The 15,550-nt window shown below is 61.9% G+C and carries 11 protein-coding genes; 9 read left to right on the top strand and 2 right to left on the bottom strand.

All coding sequences use genetic code 11. The features are described 5' to 3' along the window. Window positions 1-6: 6 nt before the first annotated feature. Complete coding sequence (locus tag ACWTU7_RS02560) at window positions 7-1,716, bottom strand: IucA/IucC family protein (RefSeq protein ID WP_455837595.1); 1,710 nt, start codon at window positions 1,714-1,716, stop codon at window positions 7-9. Continuing rightward, window positions 1,700-3,463 (bottom strand): IucA/IucC family protein, encoded by a 1,764-nt coding sequence (locus ACWTU7_RS02555; protein WP_455837594.1) that lies wholly within the window; start codon window positions 3,461-3,463, stop codon window positions 1,700-1,702. The genes ACWTU7_RS02560 and ACWTU7_RS02555 overlap by 17 nt, the downstream gene beginning before the upstream one ends. A 585-nt stretch (window positions 3,464-4,048) precedes the next feature. Here ACWTU7_RS02555 and ACWTU7_RS02550 point away from each other — a divergent pair. The 9 genes from ACWTU7_RS02550 to ACWTU7_RS02510 all read left to right on the top strand — a co-directional run bounded on the left by ACWTU7_RS02550 (window position 4,049) and on the right by ACWTU7_RS02510 (window position 15,471). Beyond that, entirely contained in the window at window positions 4,049-5,080 is a 1,032-nt protein-coding gene (locus ACWTU7_RS02550) for a substrate-binding domain-containing protein (protein ID WP_455837593.1), read from the top strand. A gap of 108 nt (window positions 5,081-5,188) precedes the next feature. After that, window positions 5,189-6,730, top strand: a complete 1,542-nt coding sequence (locus tag ACWTU7_RS02545) for a sugar ABC transporter ATP-binding protein (RefSeq protein ID WP_455837592.1) — start codon at window positions 5,189-5,191, stop codon at window positions 6,728-6,730. 19 nt (window positions 6,731-6,749) lie between these two features. Continuing rightward, window positions 6,750-7,739 carry an ABC transporter permease gene (locus ACWTU7_RS02540; protein WP_127208126.1) on the top strand — a complete coding sequence of 330 codons (990 nt, stop codon included), beginning with the start codon at window positions 6,750-6,752 and terminating at the stop codon, window positions 7,737-7,739. A gap of 29 nt (window positions 7,740-7,768) precedes the next feature. Beyond that, the gene (locus ACWTU7_RS02535; protein WP_065007908.1) at window positions 7,769-8,749 is read left to right on the top strand and encodes a sugar-binding transcriptional regulator; all 981 of its coding nucleotides are present in this window, start codon (window positions 7,769-7,771) and stop codon (window positions 8,747-8,749) included. Beyond that, entirely contained in the window at window positions 8,746-9,741 is a 996-nt protein-coding gene (locus ACWTU7_RS02530) for an aldo/keto reductase (RefSeq protein ID WP_455837591.1), read from the top strand. The genes ACWTU7_RS02535 and ACWTU7_RS02530 overlap by 4 nt, the downstream gene beginning before the upstream one ends. 18 nt (window positions 9,742-9,759) lie before the next feature. Next, window positions 9,760-11,496, top strand: coding sequence for an FAD-dependent oxidoreductase (locus ACWTU7_RS02525; RefSeq protein ID WP_455837590.1), 1,737 nt, complete (start codon window positions 9,760-9,762; stop codon window positions 11,494-11,496). After that, the gene (locus ACWTU7_RS02520) at window positions 11,469-12,311 is read left to right on the top strand and encodes a class I fructose-bisphosphate aldolase (protein WP_077381191.1); all 843 of its coding nucleotides are present in this window, start codon (window positions 11,469-11,471) and stop codon (window positions 12,309-12,311) included. Before ACWTU7_RS02525 ends, ACWTU7_RS02520 begins: the two co-directional genes overlap by 28 nt. A 26-nt stretch (window positions 12,312-12,337) precedes the next feature. Further along, window positions 12,338-13,852 (top strand): FGGY-family carbohydrate kinase, encoded by a 1,515-nt coding sequence (locus tag ACWTU7_RS02515; protein ID WP_455837589.1) that lies wholly within the window; start codon window positions 12,338-12,340, stop codon window positions 13,850-13,852. Beyond that, window positions 13,849-15,471 carry a GMC family oxidoreductase gene (locus tag ACWTU7_RS02510; protein ID WP_455837588.1) on the top strand — a complete coding sequence of 541 codons (1,623 nt, stop codon included), beginning with the start codon at window positions 13,849-13,851 and terminating at the stop codon, window positions 15,469-15,471. Before ACWTU7_RS02515 ends, ACWTU7_RS02510 begins: the two co-directional genes overlap by 4 nt. Window positions 15,472-15,550: the final 79 nt, after the last annotated feature.

The raw sequence follows: 15,550 nt of genomic DNA, 5'->3' as shown, positions 1-15,550 counted from the left end.
GTCTCTCTACGCGACTGCAAGGCTGTTTGGGATTTCGTGGGCGCATTCGGTCCCCGGTGGCGAGAGCTTCCGCCGCAGCAGCGATTCCGTGCGGATGCGTGGCTGGAAAAGGCCAAGTGCGGCTTGCCGGTATGTCAGTCCGAACTGCCGGCTATGGTCCCGCAATCGCCTGCCGACATCCGACCAGAAGCTGTCTTCGTCGAGCCCGTAACAGTGCCGCAACAGATGCGAGATCTCGGCGAGGTTGTAGACGAACAGGGCGTCCATGCAGAGCTCGCCGAGCAGCTCGGCGCTCTCCATCCAATAGTACTGGTTGGGCGCGGCGTCGCGATAGGCGGGGTTCAAGGCGAGGAAGTCGGGTGCAGCATCGGGATCGCGCAGGAAGCCCGCCACATATTCGACGCTGTCGTGGAAGTCGCGCATTGCCAGCCTCACTGGCCAGCCGTCCCGGTGGATCAGTATCAGGTTCTGGCCATGCGCTTCCGTCGCGATGCCATGGCCGACGAGCAGGTGAAACACCGGCATCACCACCGTATCCACAAGCCTGTCGAGCCAGACGTCCAGCCCGTACTGCTCGATCCAGTTCGCGACGAACGGCCGGCCGTCACTCTCCAAGGCCATCAGCGCGTTGAGAGGCACCGCGGTTTCGCCGGACTTAAGACTGCTCGTAACGTCCTCTCGCCAAATCGCGGCGATCTGTCCTGCGAGCGGTCCGTCCCGATCTGCGATCGTGCCGGCATATTCGCCGAGGATCGTGAGCGGATAGCGCGCCTCAAACAGCGAATCGCCGGCGACGATGTCCTTCAGCCAGCGGCTGATCGCCGGCGCGCTGCCCACCGAATGCGGTTCGATAATGCGCTTGGCCGACGAGTTGACGAGATTCATCGGCAATTTAAGATTGGCGCGTCGCGGGTGATCGCGATTGAAAAGCGTCCGCACGGATTGGCTGGCGGTGTAGCGATCGCCGGCCTCGCCGAGGAATCCGGCGGAGCCCTCCGCCAGCCAGCGCGACAGTTCCGAGCTCTGCAACGCTTTCCATTGCCAGGGGTGCAGCGGCATCAGGCCGAACCGCCTCGCATTGTCGCCGAGTGGGGCACGGCGCTCGTCCAGCAGCGCGTAGGTTTCGGCGCCGAGTTCGTGCATCCAGAAAGCCTGCTCGTCCGTGGGAAACGCCGAGTGCAGACGTTCGGGCGCGACCGCCAGCCAGGCCAGTTGGAAGGCGTTGCCTGCTTCCGGGCCGTACGCCGCATGGTCGGTGTAATCGAAGCCGGTGCGCGCCTTGAAACACGGATGATAGGGATGGCCCTCATCGATCGCGCTGTCGAGTTGCGCAAATGGGAGATCGCGGCGCGGTCTGGGCCGGAGGTTGCTTTTGTTCCAGGCGCTGAAATCCAACGTCCGATCCAGTTCGGATGTAAGTTGCGCACGCCGATCGGGGCAGGTGTTTATACTCGCAAGGAGATCGCCGAGCGTCGCCGGCCGCCATGGGCCGCCGCAGCCCCGCACGATCGTTTCGGGGGCGATCCTGACCCGGCCGAAGGCGCCGATCGATCCCTCGCAGCGTATCGAGGCGCCGTCGCAGCGCCATTCGAAACGGGCTTTCCCGCCGCCTCGCGACACCGCGCAATCGACCAGGCCCTCATAGACCAGGGCTTCCGCGAGCTGGCGCATCACACGCAGCTCGGGGATGCCGTGGAGATCAAGAGGCAATGGCATGTGTCTGCTCCGCGGCCATAAAAAGCCCGACACGGCTCAGTGGATTGGCAAAATGCGTGTAGATGGCGCTGCCGCCCTCGGCCAGCTCATCGACATCCTGCAGCCGGATGGCCAGATTGGCCTTTGCGGTGATGTTCGGCTTGTCCAGCAGGCTGGACGCGAATTCCCGGCCTGCGCCAGTGAGCTCTCCCGCCAGCTTTTTGAGCCGCACTCGCAGGATGCCGAGCAGTTCGGCCTCGCTTACCAAGCCGTCATGTCCGGCGCGCGCGACGACCGAGAAGATCTGGTTGACGATGAGGTAGTAGGAGAGCCGCTCGCGAATGTCACGGTCATCGAAGAAGAGGCTGCGGATTTGGACAACCTCCGGCACCAGGCCATACCACCGGGCCCTGAAACTATTCGAGAGGTAGAATCCCTGGCTGTCGCGATAAAAGTATCGGCTGGGCAGCCCCTGCTGCGAAAGGTCCAGCAAGCTGTTCTGCTGATGCGCTTCCAGCGCGACGCCGAACCGGTCGTAGAGTCTGACCAGCGGGTCGAGCGCACAGTCGAGATAGCATTCGAACCAGCGACGGCACGCCTGCCGCACAGAGATATCATGATCATGCGCGACGCGCCGGACGACGTTTTGGAACAACGAGCTGTGCCCGGGACGCGGTTCGGCAGTCAGTGCCGAAACGGTTATCACGGCATCGTCGGCGCGGAACCGGTTTTCGCGGAAGATGACTTCGAAACCGCTCTCGGCCTGTCCGGAAATATCCAGCGTCACGTAGGCGCTGTCATGGAGAAAGCCGAGGCGCGGCTCGAACGTGTCGATCCCGGCGCATTCGAACAGGCGCGCCACCGCAACGCCGGCCTCCAGCTCATGCCGCCTGTTAACGCGCTTGGAGTTGGTGATGCGGACGGGCAGCGAAAATTTCGGCATCCAGGCGGCGTCGTCGCTGTAAACCGTGCGTACCGAGGACGTCGCCGTGAACACCGGCCCTGCCGGACCGAGATACCGGATCTGCCCTGAATCCATGAGCGCGCGCACCGCCGGGTCGAGCATCAATGCTTCCGCCTGCAGCGGATGCATGGGCAGGAGCATTTCGCCGCTGCTGGCGGCAACGTTGCCGGCGTCATTCCCCAGTAATGACCCGACGATCGAGGTCACCGCGATGCCGGCGGAATCCTCGCGGACAAGGTGGGCAGCGGCAGCGAAATAGGTCAGCTGGAAACCGCCGCGCAATTCGGGGGCATAAACATCCTGCTGCCAGTTTGACATGCCCTGCAGGCTCTTGGGCGTCGGATGCAGCGGATGTCCGAAATACAGGGATTGTTCCGCGGCTATAAAGCCGACCAGTGGCGGCGCCCGATCGGCGGCGTCGAGGTAACGTTTTGTCGCCTGACAGCTCTGAAGAATCCGCTCAAGAAGCTCCACATCGGCCTGTCGGTGCGTTGCCGATCCGGCTTCTCTGGCTCCCAGCACAAGCAGATGCACGGCCAGGATCGGCTCTATCTCGTGCCAGTTTGGACCGGCATCCTGGCGCATCCAGATCTGTCCAAAGAGGTGCATTCCGCAAAGCGATCGGGATTTGATTTCGATACGCAGGACTACATGCCGCGATGGCAGGGAAATCTCCACGCAATCGAAGTTCCGTTCTCCAATGCGGTGGAACACGGGGTTCCCGGAATTCAACTCACGCAGATAGCTGTTTGCGAAGGCTCGAAACGTTGCCTGTTCTGCTGCAATCTGATTCTTGTCGATCATTCGTTGCGGACGCCATGTCACACAGACGCCGCGCAGGCGTTCTGTGCTGAGTTTCAAAGGTTTTGATGGCGCCGCGCGTGAAGGGCCAGCCTTGCTGCGGCCGCGGCTAAAACTAAACTAGGATTGTCATGTTATCCTAGTCAGGTGCGCGGATCAACCTCCCAAGGGGGTCATCTGACCAATGCCAGCAATGGATGCTCTACGCCCGCCGGGCGGACAACTGATGAGAGACGGAGCAATGAAAGTTCTGATTGCGGGTGCCCGGGATTGGCGGCTTGACGACAGCTTTAGCTCTGCATGAACTCGGCATCGAGGCCGCGGTGTTCGAACAGGCACCCGAAGTGTGCGCGAACTCCATGTCGGTATCAATAAACGCCGGGGAGGGTCGCCAATTTGGCGCGAAGCTGCCAGTCGCGATGAGGTGTGAAATATATTTCTACATATGAATTTTATTGACACTCGAGCCAACTCCTGCGAATGATCGAACTGCTGGGCCTCGGGAGGAGGTTCGGCCTCATCAACCACAAGCGGCGGCACGTAAGTGTCCGACCGCCCATTGACCAGGCTTCGGCCGAGGGAGGACTCTTGCGCAAATTTTTGAGCATGCTCGCCATTTCGGCAGCAGCCACCACTGTGTTGGGGGCAAGCCACGCCGCGGCCCAGGCCGCTAACCCGTTCAAATGCGAGCCGGGTGAAAAATACGTCATGAACGTCATGGTTTCCGGCGTCGAATATTGGTTCCCGGTCTATGAGATGTTCAAGCAGGCCGGACAGCAGTTCGGTTGCGAGACCGAATACACCGGAACGCCAGAATACGACGTGAACAAGCAGATAGCGACATTCGACCAGGCGCTGGCTCAGAAGCCGGCTGGCATCCTGGTGCATCCGATGAACTCCGATCCATTCATCGAGCCAATCAATCGGGCGATAGACCAGGGAACGGCCGTAGTCACATTCGCCGCAGATTCGCCCAACTCCAAACGCGTATCCTACATCACCTCCGACAACGTCGCCGAAGGCACCTATGCCGCCGATGCAGTCGCCAAGGCGATGGACGGCAAGGGCGAATACGCGGTCCTCGAAAACCCTGGACAGGACAATCACGACAAGCGCATCGCCGCCTTCATCGCCCGCATGGAAGCCAAATGGCCGGATATGAAGCTTGTCGGCCGCGCGGCTTCGAACCAGGATGCGACGAAGGCCTATCAGGCCGTGCTCAGCCTCGCGCAGGCGCATCCCGACCTGGGCGCGGTGTTCATGCCGGAAGCCAACTCGGCAATCGGCGCCGCTCAGGCCGCGAAGGAAGGCGGCGGCAAGATCCGAGTTATGCTGGCCGACGTCAACGCCAAGATCCTCGATATGATCAAGGCCGGCGAAATTTTTGGCTCAGTCAACCCGAACCAGGGCATGCAGGGCTATATGGGGTTCATGCTGCTGTGGCTGGCCAAGCATCCTGAGCTGATCGATCCGATGAACGACGCCCGGCGGTCGGGATTCAATGGCATGAGCGTGCCTTTCGTCGACAACGGCTTTTCCATCGTCACTGCGGAAAATGCCGACGATTTCTATTGGGATGCCTACCTCAAGCGGCGCGGCACCAAGGGCATCGAGGAATAAGGGCTCACCGTTATCTCTTCGGGGCTCTTCGAAGATGCTCGATCCGGGACGGGGCGCGCTCGCGCCCCGTCGACCCAACCGTCAACATCAACGCTGCAGGGGGACGGAGTGACTGCCGCCGCCATTCTTGAAATCCGCGACATATCGAAATCTTTCGGCGCCATCAAAGCGCTGACCGGGGTCGATTTCACGCTGCAGCGGGGCGAAATTCACGCGCTGTGCGGCGAGAATGGCGCGGGCAAGTCCACGCTGATGAATATCATCGCCGGCATTGTGCAACCCGACGTAGGCGCCATTCGTCTCGAAGGCAAGGACGTCACCATTGCATCACCATCCGCCGCGCAGCGGCTTGGCATAGGCCTCGTCCATCAGGAAATCGCGCTCTGCCAGGATGCTACGGTCGCCGAGAATATCCTCATGGCGGCCATCAACAATCGGCGCGCGCCGCTGATGAATTTTCGCCGGCTCTACATTGATGCGCAGAAGATAATGGACCTGCTGGCGCCGATCCCGGTCGAGACGCCGGTCGCCGACCTTTCGATTTCCAACCAGCAACTTGTAGAAATAGCCAAGGCGCTGACGCTCGAATGCCGGGTGCTGATGCTCGACGAGCCGACGGCCGCGCTGACCGAAATAGAAGCCCAGCGCCTTTTCGCCATCGTCCGCGATCTCAGGGCGCGCGGAATTTCAATTATCTACATCAGCCACCGCATGGCCGAGATCTTCAGCCTGTGCGACCGCGTCACGGTGTTTCGTGACGGCAGATATGTCGCGACCGATTCTATCGCTTCGCTCACTCCCAATGATGTCGTGCGCAAGATGGTCGGGCGCGAAATCACGCAGCTCTATCCGCAAAAGCTCTCGCCTGAACGGCGTACTGACCGCCCTGTGCTGTCGGTCGCCAATCTCTCCTATCGAGCAGGTTCCGAGGGCGTCAGCTTCACGCTTCGTGCAGGCGAAATTCTTGGCATCGGTGGGTTGATTGGCGCCGGCCGCAGCGAGATGGTCCAGACCGTTTGCGGCTTGCGCCCGAAGCTGGCGGGATCGGTCGAACTCAATGGCGAGCCGGTCAGCATCAGGACCTATAGCGATGCCGTGCGCGCAGGCCTGGTCTACCTCTCAGAGGACCGCAAGGCGTCGGGCCTGTTCCTGGACCTGTCGGTTGCATCTAATATCTCCGCGCTGGACCTTCGGAAACTGACCACACCGCTTGGGCTGCTCGATCGCCGCGCCGAGGCAAAGCAAGCCACCGACCTGGTCGAGCGCCACGGAGTGCGCATGGGCGGCATCGAGACACAGGTGTCGACGCTTAGCGGTGGCAATCAGCAGAAGGTCGCCATCGCCAGGCTTCTGTCGGTTGGCCCCAAAGTGGTCATTCTGGACGAGCCCACACGCGGGGTCGATGTCGGCGCGAAAGTGGAAATTCATCGCCTGCTCCGCGATCTCGCCGAGCGGGGCGTCGGCGTCATCGTGATTTCATCCGAGCTTCCGGAATTAATCGGGCTCAGCGACCGTGTGCTTGTCATACACGAAGGTGCCATCGCCGGCGAACTGGGGGCGGACGAATTGACCGAAGAGGCAATCATGCTGCTGGCTTCGGGTCTCCGGCAACAACGATCAAATGCAAGGCAGGTTCAGAATGTCGCTTAGACAGACCGGAGGAACCCTCATGGACGCTGAACTCAAGGCGAGCGCCCCCGGGCTTGGCGGGCGCAACTGGCTGCGTCTTGGGTCAATGCGCGAGGCGGGGCTGATCGCAATCATGCTGGCGCTGTGCATCGCCATGACATTCGCTTCGCCGCATTTCCTGACTTGGGGAAATTTCCGCGCCATGCTGATGAGCTTCTCCATCGAAGGCATCGTCGTGGTCGGCATGACGATACTTCTCATTGTCGGGGGCATCGACCTGTCCGTCGGGTCGGTGGTCTGCTTCTCCATGGTCGTGTCAGGCGCTCTCTTCCTGATGGGTCTGGACCCGTGGACCGCGAGCCTAATCGGGATAGGCGCCAGCGCGCTGATCGGCGCGGCGATGGGCTTCTTCGTGACCGTCATCGGACTCAATCACTTCATCACATCGCTGGCAGCGATGGTGATCGTGCGCGGTCTTTGCCTTGTCATCACCAAGGGAACCCCGCTGTCGCTGTTCACCCTGCCGCCGGGGTTCAAAGCGATCGGCCAGGGCAGCTTCGGCAATGTGCCTTATGTCATTGTGATCTTTGTTGTGGTCGTAGCCATCTTCGATTTCCTGCTTCGGCGTGCCACCGCCTTCCGCAAGGTCTTCTATACCGGCAGCAACGAGAAGGCGGCCCAATTTTCGGGCATCAAGACCAAGCAGGTTAAATTCTGGGTCACGGTTCTCTGCTCGACCCTGGCGGGCTTTGCCGGCGTCATCTACATGTCGCGCTTTGGCGCTGCGACCCCGACCTTCGGCGCTGGCATGGAGCTCAACATCATCGCCGCGGCGGTGATTGGCGGGGCATCGCTCAATGGCGGCTCGGGCACCATCTTCGGCGCCATACTGGGCATGGCGCTGCTCTCGGTCGTCACAAGTTCGCTGATCCTGCTCGACGTCTCCGTCTATTGGCAGGACATGATCAAGGGATGCATCCTGCTCGCGGCAGTATCGATCGACCACTTCCTGCATCGCAGGAAATCCTGAGCAGCAGCGCGAGAATTGAGCATCCAATCATGTCACCAACCAATTCGCGGGACGACATCACGATCGTCCGCCAGATGTATCAGGCGCTTGTGCTTCATTACATGGAAGCCAAGACGCAAGCTGAAATCGCCAAGGAGCTCGGCATCTCGCATGCGACCGTCAACCGGCTGATCAAGCGCGGTCATCAACTCGGGCTTGTCGAGATCAAGATCAAGTCGCCGGTCGAGCAACTGGTCGACATCGAGGCGCGACTGGTCGCGATAGGTGGACTCCAAAGGGCCGTCGTCGTCCCTTCCGTTTCGGACAATCCGCAGACTGCGCTCCAGCGCGTCGGCGAGGCCGCGGCCAGGCTGGTGCTCGAGACGATCAAGGACGGCGACACGATCTCCATTACCGGGGGCAAAGGGGTGAGTGCCGTCGTCGCTGGCCTCAAGCCGAGCCGCAGCTACGACGTCGAGGTTGTTCCCGCGACCGGCCTGGTCCAGGGCAAGCATTACACCGACGTCAATCATGTCGCGTCTCTGATGGCCGACAGACTCGGCGGCCGCGCTTATCAGATTCACGCGCCGCTGTTTGCCGACAGCCCGGCCCAACGTGACATGCTGATGGGCGTCCGGGCCGTTTCGGATGTCTTCAACAAGGCCCGCGAAGCAACGCTCGCGGTCGTCGGCATCGGCTCCATCCTGACCGACGATTCCAGCTACTACGATCTGCACCCGTCCTCAAGCGCCGACCGGCTGGCCATCGAGCGCTCGGGCGCGGCGGGCGAGCTGCTCGCCCATCTCATAGACGGCAGCGGCAAGCTCGCGGACTACCGCCTCAACCACTCACTCGTTTCGCTGACGCTCGAGGAATTCGCGACCATTCCGCAGTCGATCGGGGTCGCAAGCGGCGCAAGCAAGGTGGTCCCGATCCTCAGTGCCATGCGCGGCTCTCACCTCGATACCCTCGTCACCGACGAAACCACCGGCTTGAAGATCCTCGAGCTCGCCGAAGGAAATGCAGCATGAATTCTCGACAAATCACCCGTCGCGTCGGCAAGTCCGGCGTTGTCACGTCGGCAGTAGGGCTCGGAACCTGGGCTATCGGCGGCTGGATGTGGGGTGGCACGGATGAAGCTGAATCGATCGCTGCGATCCAGGCGTCCATCGATGCCGGCGTCTCGTTGATCGACACCGCGCCGGCTTACGGTCTCGGCCGCAGCGAGGAGATCGTCGGCAAGGCCATCAAGGGCCGGCGCGACCGCGTGGTGATCGCCACCAAATGTGGACTGAACTGGCATTCGAAAAAGGGCAATCACTTCTTCGATCAGGACGGAAAGCCGGTGAGCCGATATCTGGGCGCCGATGGCATCGCTTATGAAGTGGAGCAGAGCCTGAGGCGGCTCGGCACCGATTATATCGATCTCTACATCACCCATTGGCAGGACCCGACGACCCACATTGCCGAGACAATGGAAGCGCTCGAACGCCTCAAATCAGCTGGCAAGATCCGCGCCATCGGCGCAAGCAATCTCAACACCGCCGAGCTGCAGCAGTATGTAGTAGCTGGCCAGCTCGACGCGATCCAGGAAAGGTATTCGATGCTGGATCGCGAGATTGAGCAGACATTGCTGCCGATCGCGCGCCAGCATCAAGTTGCTGCGCTCAGTTACTCGTCGCTTGCGCTCGGCCTGCTTTCGGGCGCGATCGATCCGGCGCGTGAGTTCTTCGGCGACGACCAGCGCAAAAGCAATCCGCGCTTCTCTCAGGCCAACCGGCGCAAGGTAGCCGCTTTGAAACATGCCCTGGCCCCGGTCGCGGAGGTCCACCAGGCAATCATGGCGCAGATCGTGATCGCCTGGACGCTGGCGCAGCCCGGTATCACCTTCGCGTTGTGTGGAGCGCGAAGCGCGGCGCAGGCGCTCGACAACGCCAGGGCAGGGGAGATTTCGCTGAGCGCTGCGGAACTGGCGGCCGTCGATGCGGCGGTGGCCGTGCATCTCGTGGCGATAGATGCGTGATCGAAAGCGCATCTTGAGATGAATCGCATCCAGACGATCGCCGGCTTGCGCGAGAACCCCGATGTCGACGTGCTCGTCATAGGCGGCGGCATTAACGGCATCAGCGTGTTTCGCGAACTCGCTTTGCAGGGCGTTGATGTGCTGCTCGCGGAAAAGGGCGATTATTGTTCCGGCGCCAGCGCGGCCCTCTCGCGCATGGTTCATGGCGGCTTGCGTTATCTTGAAAACGGCGAGTTCAAGCTGGTGCGCGAATCTCTGCTCGAACGCGATCGGCTGTTGAAGAACGCGCCGCACTACGTTGCGCCACTGCCAACCACGGTGCCTATCTTCGACCTGTTGTCAGGCATCGCAAATGGCGCATTTCGCTTCCTTGGGCTAAGCCGTCGTCCGGGCCGGCGCGGCGCTTTGGTCATCAAGACCGGCCTGGCGATGTATGATTTCTTCACCGCCGCACGGCGTATCGTCCCGAAGCATAAATTCAGGAGCCGAGCCGAAACACTCAAGGTCTGGCCTGCAATCAATCCTGCTATTCGCAATTCGGCGACATACTATGATGCCTGGGTCAGCCACCCCGAGCGGTTGGGGACCGAGATGCTGCGCGACACCATGAACCAAAAGCCGTCCGCTCGAGCGCTCAACTATGCACGCGTATCGCTCGATGACGCGACCCTGGTGCTTAATGACCGACTTTCTGGCGAAACGTTAGCCGTGAAGCCGCGGCTCGTCGTCAATGCCACAGGCGGCTGGATCGACCTGACCAATTCGGCGATCGGAGCCATTGCGCCGAAGCTTATGGGCGGCACCAAAGGTTCGCATCTGATCGTCGACAATCGCGAACTTCATGACGCGCTCGACGGTCACATGATCTATTACGAGAACGAGGACGGCCGGATCTGCATCCTGTTCCCCTATCTCGGCAACGTGCTGGTCGGCTCGACGGACATCCGTGTCGACGATCCCGACCAGGCGCGCTGCGTGGATGACGAGCGGCAATATATCCTGCAGTCCCTGTCATTCGTGTTTCCCGGGATCGAGATCACTGATGCCGACATCGTCTTTCAGTTCACCGGGGTGAGGCCGCTGCCGATAAGCCAAGACAGTTTTACCGGGCGCATTCCCCGCGATCATTTCTGCGAACTGGTCGAGGGCGCCGGTATACTGCCGCCGACGCTCTGCATGATCGGCGGGAAATGGACCACCTTCCGATCGTTCGGCGAACTGGCAGCAGATATCGTGCTCGAGCGATTGCGCCGACAGCGCGTCGTCGGCACCGAAAACATGCCGATCGGCGGCGGCCGGGATTTTCCCACTGCCCCTGCAAAATGGTGCGCAGAACGCGCGGCGACGCACAGCCTGTCGCTTGACCGCATGCGCAGCCTCTTCGAGCGCTACGGAACCGCGGCGGATGCCGTCGCCGCCTATATGGCAGCGGGACATGACGAGCTCTTGCCCGGCAGCGACTACTCGGCCCGGGAGATTCGATATCTCATCGCCAATGAATATGTCGAGCAGCTGGACGACCTGCTGCTTCGCCGCACGACAATCGCCATCACCGGTGCTCTGTCGGCCGACCTTCTCGATGCGGTTCTCGATATTCTCGCTGTCGAAAAAAACTGGGACGCCGCGCGCAAGGCATTCGAGCGCACCGATTTCCTTGCCCTGCTGCAACACCGGCACGGCGTCGATCTCGACCAGCTATCCCAAAAAGACCAAGGAAGGAGCGCCGAATGCGCATCAACAAGAAAGTCCGCATGAACCGGTTGTTCGGGGGAGCGCGCTGTCTCGACGTCGCAATCGACCATGGCGTGTGCAACGAGCCGTCGTTTCTGGAAGGGCTCGAGGATATGGCCGGCGTCGTCGCCCAGCTGGTTGCCGCGGGACCGGACGCCATTCAGATGAATTATGGCCAGGCCGATCTGCTGCAGTCCTTGCCTGGCAAGGACAAGCCGGCATTGGTCATGCGCATAGATATGGGCAATCCATATAACAAAACCCGCCATCGCTCGATGTGGGCCATCCTGCAGAACGAAGCCGAGCCACTGATCGGCGCGCTGGAGATGGACGCGGCCTGCGTGGTCGTCAATCTATTCATGCTGCCCGATGAGCCGGACCTGTTCCGGCAATGCGTCCACAACATTGCCCGCGTTCGCGCCGACTGCGAAAGATACGGCCTGCCGCTGATGATCGAGCCGCTGGCGATGCTGCCCAACTCGGAGCGCGGAGGCTACATGGTCGACGGCGACCCAGAAAAGATCGTCACCCTGACCCGGCTCGCAAGCGAGATGGGCGCCGACATCATCAAGGCGGACCCGACCACCGATCCGAACGACTTCCACCGGGTCGTGGCGGCGGCGCGCTGTCCTGTCCTGGTGCGCGGTGGGGGCAGGGAGGATTTGCGCGCCGTCTTCGACAAGTCGGCGGCGCTGATGGCACAAGGCGCGGCAGGCATGGTCTATGGCCGCAACATATACCAGCATTCCAACCCTCGTGCCGTCGTGAGAGGATTGATGGCGATCATCCATGAGAATGCGGACGGCGCTGCAGCTTGGGAGCTCTACCAACAAGAATAAACCTTGGTAGCTTGGGAGGCGCTTCAATGCAGCAATACATTCTGGGTCTTGATGCGGGCAACACCGTCATCAAGGCCATCATCTTCGACACGGCAGGTCGCGAACTCGCGCTTGCCGCTCGGGACGGCCACTCCTGCATGCCAAAGCCCGGCCATGTCGAGCGGGACCTCGGCGAATTGTGGCGCAACGCCGTCGAGGTCATCAGTCAGTGCCTCGACCAGTCGGGCATCGATCCCCGCGACATCGCGGTGATCGGCTGCGCCGGCCACGGCAACGGGCTCTACGCGCTGGACCGCGCCGGCGACCCGCTGCTCGGCATCCAGTCGCTCGACACCCGCGGCATCGGCATCGTGAGCGAATGGGCGGCCGCAGGCGTTGGCGACCAGACCTATGTCCACTGCCTGCAACGGCCCTGGGCGGCGCAGACGCCGACTCTGCTGGCGTGGCTCAGGCGCCATGATCCGGCGCTTTTTGCCCGAATAGGCACCGTCTTCCTGTGCAAGGATTTTGTCGTCAACCGCCTCACCGGAGCGCGCTCGACCGAGACCTCGGATATGTCGGGCTGCGGGCTTTTGCACATGCCCGGCCGACGCTACGAGCGTGAGTTGCTGGCCGCCTACGGGCTCGACGATTGCATGGAACTGCTGCCGAACGTGCTGGAGGCCTCCGACATCGCCGGCCATATCACCCGCGATGTCGCCGCAGCCACCGGCCTTCGGGCGGGCACGCCTGTGGTGGCGGGTCTGTTCGACGTCGTCGCCAGCGCCATTGGTTCGGGCGTCACCAGCACCGGCGCCGCCTCCATCATTGCCGGCACCTGGAGCATCAACCAGGTTATCACCGAAGAGCCGATCCGCGATCCGTCGATCTTCATGCTGTCGACGTTCGATCCGGTGCGTTATCTCGCCATCGAATCGAGCGCCACTTCGGCCGCAAATCTCGAATGGATCGTCCGTGAGTTCTTCGAGCATGCGCCGCCGGCAGGCGCATCGCCGTTCGAGATCTGCAGCGAGCTTGTTGCTTCCGTCGGTCCCGCGGGAGACATGCCGATCTACCACCCATTCCTTTACGGCTCGCAGCAGAATGGCAAGGCGCGTGCAGGTTTCTACGGCATCGCCGGCTGGCATACGCGGGCGCATATGCTGCGCGCACTGTTCGAGGGGGTCGTCTTCGAACACCGGCGCCATGTCGAGACGCTGCGCCGAGCGGGAGCGACCGTCAGTCAGGCGGTTCTTTCGGGCGGCGGCTCGCGCAGCGCCATTTGGCCGCAGATATTCGCCGATGTGCTGGACGTCCCGGTGACGGTAGCGCGCAGCCGCGAGACTGGTGCGCTGGGAGCTGCAATTGCAGCCGGGACAGGCGTCGGCCTGTTTGCCGACTTCTCTTCAGGCGCGGCCGCGATGACCGCGCCCGACCGCTGCTACCAGCCCAATAGCGAGATCGCACCGGTCTATGAGCAGCGCTATCGGCTGTATGGCGAAATCAACCAGGCCATGGGTCCGCTATGGGACAGGATGGCAAGCGAACGGACGTCCAATTGACACAGACCGCTGCCGATTTTGGACAATACGACTTCATCATCGTTGGCGCAGGTTCAGCCGGCTGCGTGCTGGCCAACAGACTGTCGGCCAATCCAGCCATGCGCGTGCTGCTTCTGGAGGCCGGCGGCAGCGACCGCTATCACTGGGTCGACATTCCCATCGGCTATCTCTACTGCATGGGCAACCCGCGCACCGATTGGCTGATGAAGACCGAGCCGGAAGCCGGGCTGAACGGTCGTGCGCTCAAGTATCCGCGCGGCAAGCTTCTGGGCGGCTGCTCGTCGATCAACGGCATGATCTACATGCGCGGCCAGGCGGCCGACTATGACGGCTGGCGGCAAGCCGGAAATCTTGGTTGGGGCTGGGATGACGTGCTTCCGTATTTCCGCAAGTCCGAGGACCATTTTGGCGGCGCCAACCACCTTCATGGCGCCGGTGGCGAATGGCGCGTCGAGCGCCAGCGCCTGTCCTGGCCAATCCTGGATGCCTTCCGCGATGCTGCCGAGGAACTCGGCATCCCCCGGACGGAGGATTTCAATGGCGGGACCAACGAGGGGTCCGGGTATTTCGAGGTCAACCAGCGGAACGGCGTGCGCTGGAATACCTCGAAAGCGTTCCTGCGCAGCGTGCTGCGGCGGCCGAATTTGCGCGTCGTGACCGGCGCCGAGACCGAGAAGCTAAATTTCGACGGAGCTTGCGTCACTGGTGTTATTTTCCGAATGGGCGGTCAACTGCATCGTGCGCGGGCAGGCGAGACGATACTTGCCGCTGGCGCGATCAATTCGCCGAAGCTGCTCGAGCTTTCCGGCGTCGGCCGACCCGACGTGCTTGGTGCAGCAGGAATCCCGGTTCGCCACGCGCTGGAAGGCGTCGGCGAGAACCTGCAGGACCATCTGCAGATCCGCACAGTCTTCAAGGTCGCCAATGCCTCGACGCTGAACCAGCGCTACCACAATCTGTTCAGCCGCGCGGCCATGGGCGTCGAATACGCTATTCGTCGCACCGGACCGCTGTCGATGGCGCCGAGCCAGCTTGGCATCTTCGCCAGAAGCCACCCACGCCTGGAAACGCCCGATCTCGAATACCATGTCCAGCCGTTGAGCACTGACCGGCTGGGCGAGCCGCTGCATCGCTTCCCCGCGGTCACGGTTTCGGTCTGCAACCTCAGACCGGAAAGCCGCGGCACCGTCCACATAGAGGCACCCGATCCGCCGACTGCCCCGAAGATCCGGCCGAACTATTTGTCTACCGAGGGAGACAGGACCGTCGCCGTAGCCTCGCTTCGCCATGTCCGCCGCTTGATGAAGGCGCGCGCCGTTGCCCGTTTCGCGCCTGAGGAAATGCTGCCCGGTACACAATATGAAAGCGACGAAGATCTCGTCCGCAAGGCCGGCGATATCGGCACTACGATTTTCCACCCGGTCGGCACCTGCAAGATGGGCGCAGATTCGATGGCGGTGGTCGACGGCCGGCTGCGGGTGCACGGCATTTCTGGCCTGCGCGTCGTCGACGCTTCGATTATGCCGACGATCGTTTCCGGCAACACCAACTCTCCAGTGGTGATGATCGCGGAGAAGGCATCGGAAATGATCTTGCAGGACGCCAGTCACAAGAAATAATACTCGGTGGCGCATCTGAGCTGACCGCAGACCGGCAGCTATTCGCAGTCGTGCCGCCGCCCGCGCCATCCCGACGCCG

It is taken from the genome of Mesorhizobium sp. BHscii, assembly GCF_053848065.1.
This window is presented reverse-complemented; position numbering and strand designations above follow the sequence as displayed.

What these genes read in the sequence shown, in the direction of transcription:
- ACWTU7_RS02525 (WP_455837590.1), top strand. Translation starts at nt 9,760, where the DNA reads ATGAATCGCATCCAGACGATCGCCGGCTTGCGCGAGAACCCCGATGTC.
- ACWTU7_RS02560 (WP_455837595.1), bottom strand. Translation starts at nt 1,716, where the DNA reads ATGCCATTGCCTCTTGATCTCCACGGCATCCCCGAGCTGCGTGTGATG.
- ACWTU7_RS02540 (WP_127208126.1), top strand. Translation starts at nt 6,750, where the DNA reads ATGGACGCTGAACTCAAGGCGAGCGCCCCCGGGCTTGGCGGGCGCAAC.
- ACWTU7_RS02515 (WP_455837589.1), top strand. Translation starts at nt 12,338, where the DNA reads ATGCAGCAATACATTCTGGGTCTTGATGCGGGCAACACCGTCATCAAG.
- ACWTU7_RS02530 (WP_455837591.1), top strand. Translation starts at nt 8,746, where the DNA reads ATGAATTCTCGACAAATCACCCGTCGCGTCGGCAAGTCCGGCGTTGTC.
- ACWTU7_RS02520 (WP_077381191.1), top strand. Translation starts at nt 11,469, where the DNA reads ATGCGCATCAACAAGAAAGTCCGCATGAACCGGTTGTTCGGGGGAGCG.
- ACWTU7_RS02535 (WP_065007908.1), top strand. Translation starts at nt 7,769, where the DNA reads ATGTCACCAACCAATTCGCGGGACGACATCACGATCGTCCGCCAGATG.
- ACWTU7_RS02555 (WP_455837594.1), bottom strand. Translation starts at nt 3,463, where the DNA reads ATGATCGACAAGAATCAGATTGCAGCAGAACAGGCAACGTTTCGAGCC.